Origin of the sequence: Pseudoalteromonas sp. SiA1, from assembly GCF_018732205.1 — a bacterium.
In the GTDB taxonomy this organism is placed as follows: Bacteria; Pseudomonadota; Gammaproteobacteria; order Enterobacterales; family Alteromonadaceae; genus Pseudoalteromonas; species Pseudoalteromonas tetraodonis.
In genome coordinates, this window is record NZ_CP076084.1 from 1,954,730 (window position 1) to 1,972,309 (window position 17,580).

General features: G+C 41.4%; 12 protein-coding genes. 5 read left to right on the top strand and 7 right to left on the bottom strand.

The window, feature by feature from the left end; translation table 11 throughout:
* Position 1 precedes the first annotated feature (1 nt).
* Positions 2 to 3,175 (top strand): efflux RND transporter permease subunit, encoded by a 3,174-nt coding sequence (locus tag KK487_RS09000; protein WP_024602955.1) that lies wholly within the window; start codon positions 2 to 4, stop codon positions 3,173 to 3,175.
* 173 nt (positions 3,176 to 3,348) lie between these two features.
* Positions 3,349 to 4,803, top strand: a complete 1,455-nt coding sequence (locus KK487_RS09005; protein WP_024602954.1) for a serine hydrolase — start codon at positions 3,349 to 3,351, stop codon at positions 4,801 to 4,803.
* A 27-nt stretch (positions 4,804 to 4,830) separates the two neighbouring features.
* Here KK487_RS09005 and KK487_RS09010 read toward each other — a convergent pair whose 3' ends face one another.
* Positions 4,831 to 5,766 carry a LysR family transcriptional regulator gene (locus tag KK487_RS09010; RefSeq protein WP_024602953.1) on the bottom strand — a complete coding sequence of 312 codons (936 nt, stop codon included), beginning with the start codon at positions 5,764 to 5,766 and terminating at the stop codon, positions 4,831 to 4,833.
* Between the two features lie 127 nt (positions 5,767 to 5,893).
* Between KK487_RS09010 and KK487_RS09015 the strand changes: the two genes are divergently transcribed.
* Positions 5,894 to 6,550 (top strand): nitroreductase family protein, encoded by a 657-nt coding sequence (locus KK487_RS09015; protein WP_008109298.1) that lies wholly within the window; start codon positions 5,894 to 5,896, stop codon positions 6,548 to 6,550.
* Positions 6,551 to 6,594: 44 nt separating this feature from the next.
* Here the strand turns inward: KK487_RS09015 and KK487_RS09020 are convergent, their stop codons facing one another.
* The 5 genes from KK487_RS09020 to dapB all read right to left on the bottom strand — a co-directional run bounded on the left by KK487_RS09020 (position 6,595) and on the right by dapB (position 13,882).
* Entirely contained in the window at positions 6,595 to 7,653 is a 1,059-nt protein-coding gene (locus KK487_RS09020; RefSeq protein WP_013465157.1) for a S66 family peptidase, read from the bottom strand.
* Positions 7,654 to 7,823: 170 nt separating this feature from the next.
* On the bottom strand, positions 7,824 to 8,300 hold the full coding sequence (gene greA, locus KK487_RS09025; RefSeq protein WP_010388635.1) for a transcription elongation factor GreA: 477 nt from the start codon (positions 8,298 to 8,300) through the stop codon (positions 7,824 to 7,826).
* A 50-nt stretch (positions 8,301 to 8,350) separates the two neighbouring features.
* Positions 8,351 to 11,569 (bottom strand): carbamoyl-phosphate synthase large subunit, encoded by a 3,219-nt coding sequence (carB, locus tag KK487_RS09030; RefSeq protein WP_016900400.1) that lies wholly within the window; start codon positions 11,567 to 11,569, stop codon positions 8,351 to 8,353.
* Positions 11,570 to 11,585: 16 nt separating this feature from the next.
* Positions 11,586 to 12,722, bottom strand: coding sequence for a glutamine-hydrolyzing carbamoyl-phosphate synthase small subunit (gene carA / locus KK487_RS09035; RefSeq protein ID WP_016900401.1), 1,137 nt, complete (start codon positions 12,720 to 12,722; stop codon positions 11,586 to 11,588).
* A gap of 362 nt (positions 12,723 to 13,084) precedes the next feature.
* On the bottom strand, positions 13,085 to 13,882 hold the full coding sequence (gene dapB, locus KK487_RS09040) for a 4-hydroxy-tetrahydrodipicolinate reductase (RefSeq protein ID WP_008463955.1): 798 nt from the start codon (positions 13,880 to 13,882) through the stop codon (positions 13,085 to 13,087).
* Positions 13,883 to 14,453: 571 nt separating this feature from the next.
* On the opposite strand from dapB, the gene KK487_RS09045 reads away from it, so the two are divergent.
* Both KK487_RS09045 and KK487_RS09050 read left to right on the top strand, forming a co-directional pair.
* Complete coding sequence (locus KK487_RS09045) at positions 14,454 to 15,767, top strand: Na+/H+ antiporter NhaC family protein (protein ID WP_013465160.1); 1,314 nt, start codon at positions 14,454 to 14,456, stop codon at positions 15,765 to 15,767.
* Positions 15,768 to 15,885: 118 nt separating this feature from the next.
* Positions 15,886 to 16,674: a nucleoside-binding outer membrane protein gene (locus KK487_RS09050; RefSeq protein ID WP_024602952.1), complete on the top strand. Its 789-nt coding sequence runs from the start codon at positions 15,886 to 15,888 to the stop codon at positions 16,672 to 16,674.
* A gap of 66 nt (positions 16,675 to 16,740) precedes the next feature.
* On the opposite strand, the gene KK487_RS09055 is transcribed toward KK487_RS09050, so the two are convergent.
* The gene (locus KK487_RS09055; RefSeq protein WP_013465162.1) at positions 16,741 to 17,538 is read right to left on the bottom strand and encodes a M48 family metallopeptidase; all 798 of its coding nucleotides are present in this window, start codon (positions 17,536 to 17,538) and stop codon (positions 16,741 to 16,743) included.
* Positions 17,539 to 17,580: the final 42 nt, after the last annotated feature.

Genomic DNA, 17,580 nt, shown 5'->3' on the forward strand with positions numbered 1-17,580 from the left:
TATGTCTACACGTGAAAAAGGCCTAATTGCATGGTTTGCGCGCAACCCTGTTGCAGCAAATCTATTGATGATATTTATACTTATTGGTGGCATTTTAACGGCGTTTACTATTCGCAAACAAATGTTTCCACAATTTGAAAGTAACTGGATCAGTGTCTCCGCGGTATACCCTGGCGCAGCCCCGCAAGAGGTTGAGGAGGGCATTACCATAAAAGTCGAGGAGAACCTTGAGGGTATAGAGGGAATAAAGCGCCTTATCACCTACTCCAATAGAGGCTCTTCACAAGCGTGGATTGAAATAGAAGAGCAGTTTGACCCGCAAGAAGTACTCGATGAAATTAAAGTACAAGTAGATTCAATTAATACGTTTCCTGCGGGTATGGAGCGCCCTATTGTTCGTCGCGATAAATACGAACAAGAAGTAATGATACTTGCGCTTTACGGTGACATGAGTAACTACCAACTTAAAGAGCTCGGAAACGATATAAAAGACGAGCTTCAGGCACTGCCTAATATTAATTTAGTTAACTTTAATGGTGGCCTTAATTACGAAATTGGTATTGAAGTAAGCCCAGACAAACTGCGTGCTTATGGATTAACGTTTAGAGATATTGCCAGTGCAGTGCAAAGCTTTTCTGCCAATATGTCAGCTGGGCAAATTCGCTCTGAAAATGGCTATATTTCAATGCGCGTTGAAAAACAAGCCTACCGTGGTAGCGAGTTTGCAAAACTACCACTGATCACCCTTGCCGATGGCGCGCAAGTTTATTTAGGTGACGTTGCCACCATAAATGATGGCTTTGAAGAAGGCCTGCAATACTCAAAATACAATGGTAAAAACTCATTGTCGTTTGAAGTAAACGCCTCTAAAGATCAAGATATTACCGATGTTGCTAAAGTACTTAAAACCTATATGGCTGAAAAAGAATCGCAACTGCCTGCAGGTGTTAAGCTCTCTCCTATTGTTGATTTAACTTACTACCTCGAAGGTCGCCTCGATATGATGGTCGACAATATGATTTGGGGTGGCTTATTAGTTATGTTGGTATTAGCGCTGTTTTTACCATTACGTTTAGCTTTTTGGGTAATGATGGGTTTACCTGTGTCATTTTTAGGTGCCTTTTTGTTTATGCCAATTGGCTTTTTAGATGTCACCATTAATTTAGCCTCGTTATTTGCCTTTATACTGGTGCTTGGGATAGTGGTTGATGACGCCATTGTTGTGGGCGAATCTGCTAGTGCTGAAATAGAAAAACACGGCCATACACTCGATAACGTAGTACGCGGCGTAAAGCGCGTGGCAATGCCAGCCACATTTGGCGTACTTACCACTATTGCGGCATTTTTACCGCAAACTCTTGCCACAGGCCCTGGTGCGGCTTTTTCTAAAGCCATTGGTGGGGTGATTATTTTATGTTTAATTTTCTCACTGATTGAATCAAAACTTATTTTACCAGCACATATTGCAGCAATGAAAGACCGTAAACCAAATCCAAAAAACCCGCTTCACCGTGCACGTAAAGTAATGGATAACGGCCTAAAAAGTTTTGTTGATAACTACTACACCCCGTTTGTTGGTCGCTGCATTCATTATCGCTATACCGTAATTGTCGGTTTTATGTGTTTACTGATTGTCAGTGCGGGAATGTTTGCCGGTGGTTTAGTTAAATTTGTGCCTAATCCTAAAATACCGCACGATTTTCCTCGCATTGATATAGAAATGAACTTAGCGTCTTCTGAGCAAGCAACGCTTGAGACAGCTAAAAAAGTAGAGCAGCTAATACTGAGCGTTGATAACCAGCTCAAAGAGCAATACGGTAAACCGATGATCCGCGATTTATCAGTTAGCTTACGTGGGCGAACGCAAGCAAACATTATGGCTATTTTAGTTGAACCCGACCTGCGCCCTATTGATACCTTTGCACTGAGTGCCTTATGGCGCGAACAAATGCCTAACTTACCGGGTGTTAAAACCCTAACCATTCAAGACAGTATTATGAACGGGGGTCGAGACGATGGCGATGTAAGCTTTAAACTCGAAGGTAAAAATGCACAAGTACTTAAAGAAGTTGCTGGTAAGCTTAAAACCAAGTTGCAAAGTATGGAAGGCGTAGGCGATGTTAATGACTCAATGCAAAGCGCTACCGATGAAGTACAGCTAGATTTAAAACCACTTGCTTACAGTATGGGCTTAACCCTTGCTGATGTGGCCTCTCAAGTAAGCTTTAGCTATTACGGTCTTGAAGCACAACGTATTCTTCGCGAAGGTGAAGAAATTAAAGTGATGATCCGCTACCCAGAAGATGAGCGTAACTCAATCAGTGATATCGACAGCGTACGTATTATCACCCCAACAGGCGCTGAAGTACCATTAAGTGAAGTTGCTAATATTTCATTAGTTGATGGGGTTAATCGTATTCGCCGTGAAAATTCAAAACGTACAGTAAACGTGTGGGCTGCGGTAAATACTGACCAAGTAGAACCCTTTGCCATTGCACAACAAATTCGTGATGAGTACTTACCTTCATTACTTAAAAACTACCCAGGGGTACAAAGTAATGTGGCTGGTCGTATTCAAGAGGAAATGGATAGCGCTGATGAGCAATTACGTGACTTTGCGCTATCGATGATCATAATTTTTGCATTATTGGCTATTCCTCTGCGCTCTTACTCGCAACCATTAATTATTATGTCGGTCATTCCATTTGGTGTGGTTGGCGCCATGTTTGGCCACATGGTACTAGGTATGACCATGAGCAGCTTATCGATGTTTGGCATTATTGCGGTAGCCGGTGTGGTGGTTAATGATTCACTTGTTATGGTGGATTTTGTAAACAAAGCCCGTGCAGAAGGTGTGGCAATAAAAGAAGCGGTAATGCAAGCCGGAGCGCGTCGCTTTAGAGCGATATTACTAACCTCTGTTACTACTTTTATTGGCGTAATGCCCATTATTATGGAAACCAGTTTACAAGCAAAAATTGTAATACCTATGGCCGTATCACTCGCCTTTGGTGTGCTGTTTGCCACAGTAATTACGCTTATTCTTATACCGTGTCAGTACGTTGCGCTTGAAGATTTGAAACGAGTGATACGTAAATTTCGAGGTAAAGAGTCGACTTCGGATACGAAACTGAGTAATACCATAATGGTAGATAAAACCACCCCTTCTCACTAATAAATTTGTTATCCCAACCAACAAGCCCGAGCTATTTACAACTCGGGCTTTTTATTGCAAAAAATAAAAAAAAACAAGCTGAACACAAAATTGCAACACGAAATAAGTTTACTTTTCATACTAACCACGCTAAAAATTCATTTTAAAACAAACAATAATAATTAAGGAAAATTATGAGTCACAAGACTAGAGTTTGGCTAACTCAATTATTAGCTATGAGTGTACTTTTTATATCTACAATAAGCTTAGCCGCTAATAAAGCCACAGAAATTGATTCTTTCATACAAGGCTTTCATGAGTTAAAACAATTTAATGGTAACGTGTTAGTTGCCAAACACGGCGAAGTTATTTTTGAAAAAAGCTATGGTTACGCAAACTTTGAATGGGATATTAAAAACACATCACAGACCAAGTTTCGAATAGGCTCTATTACAAAGCAATTTACAGCCCTACTCATTCTACAATTGGTTCAACAAAACAAAATACAGCTCGATGCCCCCTTAAGCACTTACCTACCCGGCTATCGTAAAGATATTGGCGATAAAATTACCATTCGCCAAATCCTTAACCATACTTCAGGCCTAAGTAATTATACTCATGCAAAAGCATTTAGAGATGATTACAGCCGCAACCCTTACAGCGTTGATGAGTTTATAACGCTGTTATGTAGTGATGATTTATTATTTGAGCCCGGTACACAATTTCGCTACAGCAATTCAGGCTACTTTATTTTAGGTGCCGTGATTGAAAAGGTCACTCAACAAACATACCAAGACGTACTGCAGCAGAACATTTTTACCCCGCTGAATATGCACAACAGCGGTTATGACTCTCATGAAAAGCTGCTCAAGCAACGTGCATCTGGTTATAACAATAACTTAGACGGTTACACTAATGCCGATTATCTAGATATGTCTATTCCCTATGCCGCGGGGTCTCTCTATTCAACCGCCCGCGATCTCGTAAAATGGGACCAAGCACTTTATACAAATAAGCTAATAAATGAAGAGCTAAAAAAGCAAATGTATACCGTATCGCAGCAGCGTAATTACGCATTTGGCTGGGAAGTTAATCAATTAAGTGCTTATAAATATGGCAAACCACTAACACAAGTACAACATGGTGGAGGTATAGATGGATTTAATGCATTTATTAGTCGTATATTGGAAGATCAGCTACTTATCGTGATTTTAAATAACACTGGCGGAGCTCCGCTCACGCCTATGACGAAAGGCTTAACCAATATTGTTTATGGTAAATCTTACGAGGTAGCAACCGAAAATGTTGATAGCATGCTGTTTCAGGCAATAAAAAGTGGTGGCATTAGTGAGTTAAATAAGAAATACGCAGAATTGGTCTCTAGTGGCGATACTCCTCGCGAGCGCTCAATTAATTATTTTGGCTATGAACTACTCGAAATGAAGATGATAAAAGAAGCCATTGCTGTATTTAAACTCAATGTGCAAACAAATCCAGACTCTGCGAATGCCCACGACAGTTTAGCGGAAGCATATTTAGCTGATGGTAACATTGCAAAGTCACTTGAGTTTTATCAACAAACTTTAGAGCTCGACCCTACGAGTGAAAATGCATCCCAGGCAATTAAAACACTCAGCAGCAAACTTTAAATCAACATGCACTTGGCTGGAAAAACATCATTCAAGTGCACTTTTTGCTAAAACACCTTTATCAACTAACTGTTGTAACAAACGAGTAGCTTTTTCTCTGCACACATCTCTTAGCAATCTCACTGCTGGCGTAATGGATTGGCGGCTTGGGCATATTAACCAAAGTTCGCCACAGGTGTGTTGATAACCAGGCATCAGCGTGATCACGCGATCATTTAGCAAATCATCTGCAATATCTAACGCTGATTTAACCGCTAAACCTTTACCTGCCACACACCAGCGCCTTACTAAATCGCCATCGTTTGAGGCACGTCTGCCCTGCATTTTTACTTTGTATTTTTTTTGGCCATCGGTAAACTCCCATACATTATTGATAATATCTTGCAGCTGATAAAATAACCCTTGATGCTGCGCTAAATCATCAGGGTGCTCTGGCTCACCATATTTAGCTAAATAGGTAGGTGTAGCACAGAGTAGTCGCGGTACGTTGCAAATTTTAAATCCATAAACACTGCTATCACTTGGGGAGCCATAACGCAGTGCAATATCAACCGAATCACGAAAAAAATCGATATTGCTATCGCTAATGTGCGTACGCAAGCTCACACTTGGGTACCTATCCATAATGTCATCAATCCAGGGGATCACTAGGTTGCGCCCTAAATCAGATGAAGTAGCCACCCGCAATTCTCCCTCAATAGCATCATGTTCTCCTTTGAGGTTTTGCCTTGCCGTTTCAAGTACAGCCAGCGCTTGTTCGCATTGGGGTATGTACCGCTCCCCTGCACTGGATAAACGCAAATGGCGAGTTGTTCTAATAAATAATTCGCAGCCAAGGGCTGATTCTACGCGCTTAATAGCCGCACTGGCGGTTGCTGTGCGCATATCTAACTTAGCAGCAGCTAAAGTAATACTTCGACACTCTGCTACTTTTAAAATCAGTTTTAAGTCATCAATCTGCATATTATCTATTTTTATTTGATAATGATTCAATAATTATGCTGTTTATTTTAAATAAAGCAAATTGTATTATGTTGCTCATACACTCAGTGAACACTGTTTATTAGCCCTTTTTTATTATGGAGAGACTATGACTCACCCTATTATTCGCGACCTTGAAAGCCGCCATACTGCTAAACGTTACGACGCGACAAAGCGCATTTCTCAAGACGATTTAACGGTATTGTATGATGCTATGCGTCTTTCTCCTTCGTCAATTAATTCGCAGCCTTGGAAATTTGTAGTGATTGAATCAGACGCTGCAAAAGAGCGTATGCACACTACCTTTGCTAATAAGTTTCAATTTAATCAGCCACACATTAAAGCGGCGTCGCACATTATTTTATTTGCTCATAATCCGCAATATACTCGTGAAGATTACGGACACGTAATTGATGCTGATATAAAAAATGGCCGAACTCAAAAAGAAAACCGCGAGCAAGCTTTTGGCGCCTTTGCGTTTGTTGATTTAAATACCGATGAGCAAGGTAATAATGCCGCGTGGACCAAAGCACAAACCTACATTGCTTTAGGCAATACTATGCATGCAGCAGCACGCTTAGGGATTGATACCACGCCGATGGAAGGCGTTGATGCACAGCTGATTGGTGAAGAGTTTGCAAGCGAATTAGACGGCTACATCTGTGATGTGGCACTTGCGCTGGGTTACCATGATGCAGAAGAAGACTACAATGCTAAGCTGCCAAAATCACGTTTAAGCAAAGAACAAGTAATTCAGGTTTTATAAGTCAAAGCTGCTCACTTTAAATTGTTAGTGAGCAGCTCACTTTATTAGGCTAGTTTTGTGACCACAGACGCACTAATAACTTTGCCTTGATCAACATCTGCGGTAACAGTGCATAAAGCTCCATTGATTAAATTTAAATTAGGAGGGATGTGACCAATATCGGCATCAATGATCACCGGAAATAAACACCCGCCAAAAGCGGCATTTAAGCCTTGGCGATAATCAAACCCCGGATCTTGCCCCTGTAAGGTTACATGGCGGCCAATAATCACCCCGTTTATATCATCAAACATACCGGCTAATTTGAGTGACAATAAAAACCGTGCAACCGTCGCAGGCGTGAGCTCTGCGCTTTCTAAATAAAGCACAATACCTTGCGAGGCATTATGCTTTTTAAACTCATGCAGTGCTAAAAAAGGCGAATCAAGCAACAGCCCAACCGTATCAAGACACCCACCAAACAATCGCCCTGACATTTCGATACTGCGTTTATCGGTGTAATTTAAACATTGCCACTGGGTTGGCGCGCTGTGATCAAATAATACGTTTGGGTTTTGTGCATAATCAGGCTTGCTATGTTGATGGTAAGTCGAGGGGGCTTGCTCAAACTCACTATTAGCCTCATAGCTTAGACTTTCAAAAATTTGTAAACAATACGGATCTTTTTCATCGGGGTGTAACTGAATTAAATTGGCGCTATGCAGTGTTGCCCAATTACATTTTGCTGTCAGTGCACAAGCAATCGTGCTGACATCTGAATAACCCACCAACCATTTAGGTTTGGCATTTTTAATTGCGCCAAAATCAAGTAACGGCAATATTTCCATTGCCAGCTCTCCGCCCATTGGCGGCATAATCGCATCTATTTTATCATCCAATAAAAAGTCCATTAATTGCTTGGCATGCTGCTTAGCAGTAAGTTGAGTTCGCGGCTCGTTTTGACGTAAAAACTCCCCTTCAACAACCTCATAACCTCGATGTTTTAAGCCATTAATGACGATGTCTAACCGTGGGTGATATTTTGATTTGATCCCCGCTGATAAAGAACACACGGCGATTTTAGATCCCACTTTTAAAGGTGCTGGATACAGTATATTTGCCATATTATTTCCTTATTGAAGAATAGGTTACTACCATAACAACATAGTCTACATTTACAAACAATGAATAATAATTGACCGGTATCTAAACCAAATATAAAAACCAAGCATAAAAAAACCAGTGCTTATTGCTAAGCACTGGTTTTTATAAAACGTTAAAGTGAGTTAACTAATTAAATATACTCAACCTCAATGATTTCGTACTCTACATCACCTTTTGGCGTTTTGATAATCACAGCGTCATCCGCTTGTTTACCAATTAAGCCGCGAGCAATTGGTGAATTGACAGAGATTAAATTACTTTTAATATCTGCTTCATCATCGCCAACAATCTGATATTTAACTTCAGCGTCGGTTTCAACATTAACGATGGTTACTGTAGTACCAAAAATCACTTTACCTGTATTAGGCATCTTTGTTACGTCAATCATCTGCATGTTTGAAAGTTTTGCTTCAATTTCTTGAATACGGCCTTCACAAAAACCCTGTTGCTCACGCGCAGCGTGATACTCAGCATTTTCTTTTAAGTCACCGTGTTCACGTGCATCAGCAATATCAGATACAATTTTTGGACGGGTAACAGTTTTTAATTCGTTAAGTTCATCGCGCAATAATTTTGCGCCACGAACTGTCATTGGAATTGATTGCATACTTTTCTCACTTAATCCCAAGGCCGTGGTTACGGCCTTGGCACATTTCCTTAGTTCAATCGCAGGTGTAGTTCTTGAACAGACGTCACTTTACTGCGGTCATCTGCTTGGTTAGCAGTACAGTTAGCAAATGCCGCATTCAATGTCGTAGTATAATTGGTTTTGTGCTGCAATGCACCACGACGTAACACCTTCGAATCTTCAATCGCTTGGCGACCTTCGGTGGTATTAACGATATAGCTATACTCGCCATTTTTGATTCTATCAAGAATGTGCGGACGACCTTCATATACTTTATTTACACGGCGAACCGTAATTCCAGCATCTTCAAGTGCAGCAGCTGTTCCACCTGTTGCATCTAGCTCAAAACCAAGGTCTGTCATGGTTTTAGCTAGTTCTACAATACGTGGCTTATCGCTATTACGTACAGATAGTAACGCGCGACCACCACGTGGTAAAGTGTTGCTTGCACCTAATTGTGCTTTTGCGAACGCTTCGGCGAAAGTATCACCAACACCCATTACTTCACCCGTAGAGCGCATTTCTGGGCCACGGATAGGATCCACACCTTGGAACTTAGCAAATGGCAATACCACTTCTTTTACGCTGTAGTACGGTGGAATCACTTCTTTAGTAATGCCTTGGCTTGCTAAAGATTGACCTGCCATACAACGTGCCGCAACTTTTGCAAGTGCTACACCCGTTGCTTTAGATACAAATGGAACTGTACGTGCTGCACGTGGGTTTACTTCGATTAAATACACTTTGCCATCTTTAACCGCAAACTGTGTATTCATCAAACCAACTACGCCAAGCTCAAGGGCCATATCAGTTACTTGCTTACGCATTACATCTTGTACTTCTTGCGTTAGCGAGTGAGCTGGTAATGAACACGCTGAGTCACCAGAGTGAACGCCCGCTTGTTCAATATGCTCCATGATGCCGCCAATAATCACTTGCTCGCCATCACAGATAGCATCAACGTCAACTTCGATTGCGTTATCTAAGAAACGGTCAAGTAACACGGGTGCTTCGTTTGATGCAGATACGGCCTCGGTCATGTAACGACGTAAGTCTTGCTCATCGTATACAATTTCCATCGCACGACCACCTAATACGTACGAAGGACGTACTACCAGTGGGAAACCAATTTCAACTGATTTTAAAATAGCTTCTTCAGTTGAGGTTACGGTGGCATTTTCTGGCTGCAGTAAATCCAAACGCTCAACAAGTTGTTGGAAGCGTTCACGATCTTCTGCACGGTCAATCGCATCTGGCGAAGTACCAATTACTGGCACACCGTTCGCTTCAAGCTCACGCGCTAGTTTAAGTGGTGTTTGACCACCGTACTGCACGATAACGCCTTTTGGCTTTTCAACACGTACAATTTCTAGTACGTCTTCAAGCGTAATTGGCTCAAAGTATAAACGATCAGACGTATCGTAATCGGTAGATACCGTTTCAGGGTTACAGTTAACCATAATAGTTTCGTAACCGTCTTCACGAAGCGCAAGCGCTGCGTGTACACAACAGTAATCAAATTCAATACCTTGGCCGATACGGTTAGGACCACCACCAATCACCATGATTTTATCACGGTCAGATGCGTTCGCTTCACACTCTTCATCGTAAGATGAGTACATGTAAGCTGTATCTGAGCTAAATTCGGCAGCGCACGTATCAACGCGTTTGTACACAGGCACAATATTGAGTTGATGACGCTTTTTACGGATTTCAGCTTCTGACACACCGGCAATTTCTGCAATACGCGGATCTGCAAACCCTTTGCGTTTAAGTTTACGCAAGAAGTCTGCATTTAAGCCGGCCATACCGACTTCTGAAATTTTAGCTTCGTCTTTTAAGATATCTTCAATTTGTACTAAGTACCAAGGGTCAATCTTAGTTAATTCAAATACATCTTCAACGCTCATACCATGGCGCATTGCATCGGCAATGTACCAAATACGCTCTGCACCTGGCTCACGTAATTCACGAATGATTTTTTCTTTTGCTTTAGGGTCATCAAGTGCCACAATTGGGTTAAAGCCTGTTGCGCCTACTTCTAAACCACGTAATGCTTTTTGTAATGACTCTTGTTGGTTACGACCAATCGCCATTACTTCGCCCACTGATTTCATTTGCGTCGTTAAACGGTCGTTTGCACCGGCAAATTTTTCAAAGTTAAAGCGAGGAATTTTTGTTACAACGTAATCGATTGACGGTTCAAACGACGCTGGGGTTTTACCGCCAGTGATATCGTTTTGAAGCTCATCTAACGTGTAGCCTACCGCTAACTTAGCGGCGATTTTAGCAATAGGGAAACCGGTTGCTTTAGAGGCCAGTGCCGATGAACGTGATACACGTGGGTTCATTTCAATGATAACCATACGGCCATCAACGGGATTTACACCAAATTGTACGTTTGAACCGCCGGTTTCAACACCAATTTCACGCAATACGGCCATAGAGGCATTACGCATGATTTGGTATTCTTTGTCGGTTAATGTTTGTGCTGGAGCCACAGTGATTGAGTCACCTGTGTGCACACCCATTGGGTCAAAGTTTTCAATAGAACAGACGATAATACAGTTGTCTTTTTTGTCACGAACAACTTCCATTTCGTATTCTTTCCAACCAATTAACGACTCATCTATTAATAACTCGCTGGTTGGTGAAAGGTCTAAACCGCGCTCACAGATTTCTTCAAACTCTTCCATGTTGTAAGCCACACCGCCGCCGGTGCCGCCCATTGTGAAAGAAGGACGAATAATACACGGTAAGCCGATACGGGTCATGGTATCGCGCGCTTCATCCATTGAATGGGCAATTTCAGCACGTGGACATTCTAGGCCGATGTTACGCATAGCAACATCAAAGCGCTCACGGTTTTCTGCTTTATCGATTGCATCGGCTGTTGCGCCAATAAGCTCAACGCCATGCTTAGCCAATACACCATGCTTGTCTAAATCAAGCGCACAGTTTAATGCTGTTTGGCCACCCATTGTAGGCAGGACAGCATCTGGCTTTTCTTTTTCAATGATTTTTTCTACCACTTCCCAGTGAATTGGTTCGATGTATGTTGCATCGGCCATTTCTGGGTCAGTCATGATAGTTGCTGGGTTTGAGTTAACTAATATAACTCGATAGCCTTCTTCTCTTAGTGCTTTACACGCTTGAGCACCAGAGTAGTCAAATTCACAAGCTTGACCAATTACAATTGGGCCTGCGCCTAAGATAAGAATGCTTTTTATGTCGGTACGTTTTGGCATTATTACTCCGGTTAAATTAGTGGTTACGCGCTTGCATCAAATCGATGAAGTGGTCAAATAATGGGGCTGCATCGTGCGGACCAGGACTCGCTTCTGGGTGACCTTGGAAGCTAAATGCTGGTTTATCTGTACGGTGAATACCTTGCAATGTGCCGTCAAATAACGATTTATGCGTTGCACGTAGGTTATCTGGTAATGTGGCTTCATCTGCAGCAAAACCATGGTTTTGTGCGGTGATCATTACGACATCGCGCTCAAGATCTTTAACTGGGTGGTTACCACCATGGTGGCCAAACTTCATTTTTACTGTTTTAGCACCTGAGGCAAGCGCTAATAGTTGATGCCCTAAACAAATACCAAAAATTGGCGTATCGGTTTCTAAAAAGGTTTTAATTGCATCAATGGCATAAGTACATGGCTCAGGATCGCCAGGGCCATTTGATAAGAAAATACCATCAGGGTTTAATGCTAGTACGTCAGCGGCAGAGGTTTGTGCGGGTACAACCGTTAGTTTACAACCACGATCTACAAGCATACGTAAAATATTACGTTTAACACCGAAGTCGTAGGCAACAACATGAAACTTTTCATCATCAGCGTGTAAGGTTTTAAACCCTTCGCCTAATGTCCAGCTTGATTCGCGCCACTCAAAATTTTCCTTGGTTGAGACAACTTTTGCTAAATCCATGCCTTTTAAGCCTGGGAAGGCTTGCGCAGCTTCAAGCGCTTTTTTCTCGTCTAGTTCGTCACCGGCAACGATACAGCCATTTTGTGCGCCTTTATCACGCAAAATACGGGTTAGTTTTCTGGTGTCGATGTCCGCAATACCTAAAATATTACGTTCTTTTAAGTAATCATCTAACGATTGCTCGTTACGAAAATTACTCGCTAGCAGTGGCAAATCACGGATCACTAGGCCTTTAGCCCAAATGTGACTCGCTTCTTCGTCTTCGCTGTTGGTACCCGTATTACCGATATGTGGGTACGTCAAAGTTACGATTTGTTCCGCGTACGATGGATCAGTCAAAATTTCTTGATAACCAGTCATAGACGTATTGAATACTACTTCACCGACTGACATGCCGTCAGCGCCGATTGCAGTACCGCGAAACACTGTGCCGTCTTCTAGGACTAACAGAGCGGATTTAGTCAAGTTAAACCTCCTAACAGTAAAAAACGGGAGTAAGCAAATTGCTTAACACCCCGCCAATACTCAGATAATTGGTCAAAACCTGATTTCTGTGAGCTTAAATTGTTTTACGCAGTCTTAAATGATGCCGATGTAAACCACTAAACCTTCATTCATTTTTCTTGCCTAAAACTCTTTTCATTCCCACACAAACCCCGGTTTTGCTAACCATATGAGTATAATTGGAAACACGCATTTAGTAATTTTTGGCAAATTGGCTGCATTCTACATGAAGTTGGCTTTTAGGTCTAACGCTAATTAGTAAATTGCAATAAATAAGTGGTTATAGCAAAAAACCACCCCAAAGCGTTAAAAAAGGAACTTAACTACTTTAAATCTAGCACATCTTGCATGTCATAAAGTCCTGCAGGTTTATTTTTCAACCACTGCGCAGCTCTTATAGCACCTAGCGCGAAGGTCATTCGCGAACTTGCTTTATGGGTTAATTCAAGTCTTTCGCCCATTGTAGCGAAGTAGGCCGTGTGTTCACCTACTATATCACCGCCCCTTAGCACCGAATAACCAATTTCATTTTGTGATTTGGCCTGCTCTATGTTGTTGCGATCATAAACGGCAACCTCATCATGATCCCACCCTTTTGCCTGAGCAATCGACTCGCCAATGGCAAGTGCAGTGCCCGATGGCGCATCAATTTTATGACGATGATGTGCTTCAAAAATTTCTATATCTAAATCATCGCCTAGTTTTGTTGCTGCCGTTTGCACTAAGTTAAGCAGTAAATTTACGCCCACGCTATAATTACGCGCAAATACAATCGGAATATGTTTAGCTGCATCCGTTAATAGCGCCATATCGTCATGAGTTAAGCCGGTGGTGCCAATTACCATAGGTGTTTTTTGCTCAACGGCTGTTTTTAAATGATTTCTCATGCCTTCAGGCAAAGTAAAGTCTATAAGCACATCTACATTTTCAACCTGCTGTTCACTGCTAAACTTAATCTCTTTTGCCGCTGCGCTATTAAGCTGATTAACGGGCAGGTCTAATAACGGTGACTGACTGCGCACATAGGCCGCCGCTAATTGTGAATTTTTATTGATTGTTGCTGCTTCTACAAGTGCCAGTCCCATACGGCCATTCGCACCAAACACACCTACTCGATTCATCTTTTTACAACCTATGTATTTTTTAGTTAGCTAGATTTTATCTAAAACTCATGTAATAGTCAGGAAAGCTTATAAAAAAGCTTCGATTATTTTAGGGTCTGTTGACCTTTGCGGATTAAAATTTGTTCAAACTAGGAGCGGTTTAATCGTGGCGCGAGGTTTGTAACCTAGTGGGCTAAGTAAAAACCGAGCAACAAAGAGTAAATCGCCCCTAGGCAGAACCCTTCGGGCAGCGCCTGTTTGGCATTGATGCTGCGTTACCGCCTATTTATGGGGAACAACTACACCACATAGGCTCTGCCTTGCCTAAATACCAAACAGACTGCTGCAAATTTAACCTTGAAAGATCAACAGACCCTCATAATAATAACAGATAGTCTTTGCATTTAGCCATCTATACATTTAAACTTCTTTTTTTGCGCCGATTTGGTCTTTGGCTTGCGGGCGCTGTTGGGTTACTTATCTGGTTAGATAGTAAAACAAACAACTAAATTCAGCTAAAAGAGGGATGCTTTGGCTGTTTAATATATCAATCGACTTCGATTGCTATGAATAATTAACGAGGATTATGATGCAGCCATCATTTGATAAAAATAAAGCAAGATTTTCTTTGCTTCCCCTACTCACCTTTGTTGCTATTTTTTTAGGCTCAGGCTTATATTTACAATCTCAAGGGGTTGATTACGCGTTTTATCAACTCCCAGCACCAGTCGCTATTTTACCCGCGATTGTTTTAGCCTTTATTTTAAATAAAACCAGCATCAACCAAAGCGTAGAAACCTTTATAAAGGGCGTAGGTAATAACAATATTATTACCATGTGTCTTATTTACTTACTAGCGGGTGCTTTTTCGGCGGTTGCTGGTGCTACCGGCGGTGTGGATGCGGTTGTTAATGCCGGACTTTCACTTATTCCCCCTTCGTTACTACTACCTGGTTTATTTTTAATAGCGGCGGTTATTTCTACTGCTATGGGCACTTCAATGGGAACTATTGGTGCTATTGGCCCAATTGCCTATGCAGTATCTATTAAAACAGGAATTGATCCTGCTTTAATGGCCGGTACCATTGTATCTGGTGCTATGTTTGGTGATAACTTATCAATAATTTCTGACACCACGATTGCTGCTACCCGCACGCAAGGCTGTGAAATGAAAGATAAGTTTAAAGAAAACCTTAAAATTGCTGTTCCGGCCGCCATACTCACTATTGCATTGCTATTATTTTTAACGCCTGCAGCACAAGTAGTTGATACCAAAGACTACGATATTTTATTAGTACTTCCGTATGCCTTTATTTTAGTCCTGGCGGTAATGGGCTTTAATGTGTTTGTAGTGCTGTTAAGCGGTATTGTGTTTGCCGCATTAATGGGCTTTACCGGCAGCTATGAAGGTGCAAGCTTTGTAAAAGATATTTACAAAGGCTTTAGTGAAATGCAGGAAATATTTTTACTGTCTATGTTTATTGGTGGCCTCTCTGAGTTTATTCGTATTAATGGCGGCCTCGACTATATCGCTCAAAAAATTCAAGCTATTACTAAAGTCATTGCCAAATGGCACCGTAAAGTAGCCGATCAGTTAGGGATCGCGGCATTAGTTGTCACCAGTAATATGTGTATTGCCAATAATACCGTGTCTATTATTGTGACAGGCCCTATTGCTAAAAAACTGGCTGATGATGGCGAAATTAGTGGTAAACGCTCTGCCAGTTTATTAGATATTTTTGCCTGTGTAACCCAAGGGTCTTTGCCTTATGGCGCGCAAGCATTATTACTCGGTGCTACATTTAAAATTAGCCCGTGGGATGTTTCAACCTCATCTTACTACTGCTTTATTTTAGCCTTTACTGCTATTGCTGTTATTTGTTTGCGCCGCAATAAAGCATAATCTCCCTTTTTACAGTGTATTAGCTGCGTGCTAATGCACTGTTTATCACAATAAATAATTAACAAATTAACCGTGTTTGCTATAATGTGATATTCAGCGTGTCACATAAAATATGGTTATGAAAATTAAAAACTTACTTCCTCTCGTTGCACTAAGTGCGTGTGCCTTAAGTTCAACAGCTACCGCTGCTAATTGGAGCAATACGGCGCTTCATATTAATAACGGCAACCACAAAAACCCATTTACTGAACAAAAATCTAATACCACGGTGTACTCAATTGAGCATGCTTCTGGGCATGATTATGGCGATAACTTTTTCTTTATTGATTACAGTACCGACAGCAACGATGATGGCTTTCAAGATCAAGACTTTTACTTTGAAGGTTACTCTACCCTTAGTTTATCTGCAGTAATGGACGAAAAAGTAGCGTCAGGGGCGCTTGTTGATGTTGGCCTAACCATGGGTATTAATGCTGCAGGCGATGCCAAAGTAGTTAAATATTTACCAGGCGTAAAATTAAGCTGGGATGTGCCTGGTTTTAATTTCTTTTCAACCCTTATCAGTGCATACATTGATGATAGCGAAGGCGTTGCAAAAGGCGGTGCACCCATTGAAACTAACAGCTGGATGTTTGATGTAGCCTTTGATTACCCGTTCATGATTGGCTCGCAAAAGTTTAACGTAAAAGGACATGCAGAGTACATTGCTGAACGAAAAGATGAGTTTGGTAACGATGTGCGTGCTTGGTTTTTAGCCCAACCTATTATTGTATGGGATATGGGACATGCGCTAGAAATGAAAGAAAATACCTTACTGTTAGGTATGGAATGGCAATACTGGCACAATAAATTTGGTACTGATGTTAGTGAATCAGTACCGCAAGTTCATTTAGAGTGGACTTTCTAATATATAATTGAATGTTTTAATTATAAAAAATAAAACCTGTCATTAGACAGGTTTTTTTATGGCTGATCACAACTTACACTGCGGATTTTTACCTTGTGCTTTAGCTGTTTTTTGCTCGCTAAGCGCTTTACTCATTTGCGATTGTAAATTTGCAATACGGCTCGTTGGTGCTGGGTGAGTTGATAAAAACTCTGGCGTAGCCCCACTGCCCGCTTGGCTCATATTTTGCCAAAGTGTTACAGACTCTTTGGGATTAAACCCTGCTTGCGCCATAAGATCTAAACCAATTGTATCTGCCTCTGACTCATGTGAGCGACTAAAGGGTAAAACCACACCATATTGAGCGCCTAAACCAAGGCCTTGCATAATTTCATTACGGTATTGCACGTTACCCATTTCAAGCGCCGCATTGCCCAGCTGCATACCCGTTTGTAAAATAGAACTTTGTGAGACCCGTTCATTTGAATGCTCAGCAATCACGTGTCCAACTTCATGACCTAAAACAGTGGCAACCTGATCTTGATTTGTGGCTATTTTTAAGAGCCCCGTATGTACACCAATATAACCGCCAGGCAATGCAAAGGCGTTTGCAGATTCATCTTCAAATACCACCACTTCCCAATTTTGAGATGCATATTCTGTAGGAAGCACGGCCACTACTTTTTCAGCAATGCAATTGACGTAACTGTTTACTTTTGGATCTTTATTTATCGGCTGCGTTTTTTTCATCTCTGCAAAACTGGCAGTACCCATTTGAGTCATTTGTTGATCTGAGTAAAGCGCAATTTGCGTTCGCCCAGTTGGTGATGTTTTACAACCTGCTAATACTGCACTGGCTAGAACTACCAAAACCAATTTTTTCATTGTGTTACCCTAAAAAAGTTTGTTACTAAGTATAGAATAGCA

Bases quoted from the DNA above. Each gene is read 5' to 3' on its own strand.
- KK487_RS09000 (WP_024602955.1), top strand. From the start codon at position 2: ATGTCTACACGTGAAAAAGGCCTAATTGCATGGTTTGCGCGCAACCCT.
- KK487_RS09005 (WP_024602954.1), top strand. From the start codon at position 3,349: ATGAGTCACAAGACTAGAGTTTGGCTAACTCAATTATTAGCTATGAGT.
- KK487_RS09010 (WP_024602953.1), bottom strand. From the start codon at position 5,766: ATGCAGATTGATGACTTAAAACTGATTTTAAAAGTAGCAGAGTGTCGA.
- KK487_RS09015 (WP_008109298.1), top strand. From the start codon at position 5,894: ATGACTCACCCTATTATTCGCGACCTTGAAAGCCGCCATACTGCTAAA.
- KK487_RS09020 (WP_013465157.1), bottom strand. From the start codon at position 7,653: ATGGCAAATATACTGTATCCAGCACCTTTAAAAGTGGGATCTAAAATC.
- greA (WP_010388635.1), bottom strand. From the start codon at position 8,300: ATGCAATCAATTCCAATGACAGTTCGTGGCGCAAAATTATTGCGCGAT.
- carB (WP_016900400.1), bottom strand. From the start codon at position 11,569: ATGCCAAAACGTACCGACATAAAAAGCATTCTTATCTTAGGCGCAGGC.
- dapB (WP_008463955.1), bottom strand. From the start codon at position 13,882: ATGAATCGAGTAGGTGTGTTTGGTGCGAATGGCCGTATGGGACTGGCA.
- KK487_RS09045 (WP_013465160.1), top strand. From the start codon at position 14,454: ATGCAGCCATCATTTGATAAAAATAAAGCAAGATTTTCTTTGCTTCCC.
- KK487_RS09050 (WP_024602952.1), top strand. From the start codon at position 15,886: ATGAAAATTAAAAACTTACTTCCTCTCGTTGCACTAAGTGCGTGTGCC.
- KK487_RS09055 (WP_013465162.1), bottom strand. From the start codon at position 17,538: ATGAAAAAATTGGTTTTGGTAGTTCTAGCCAGTGCAGTATTAGCAGGT.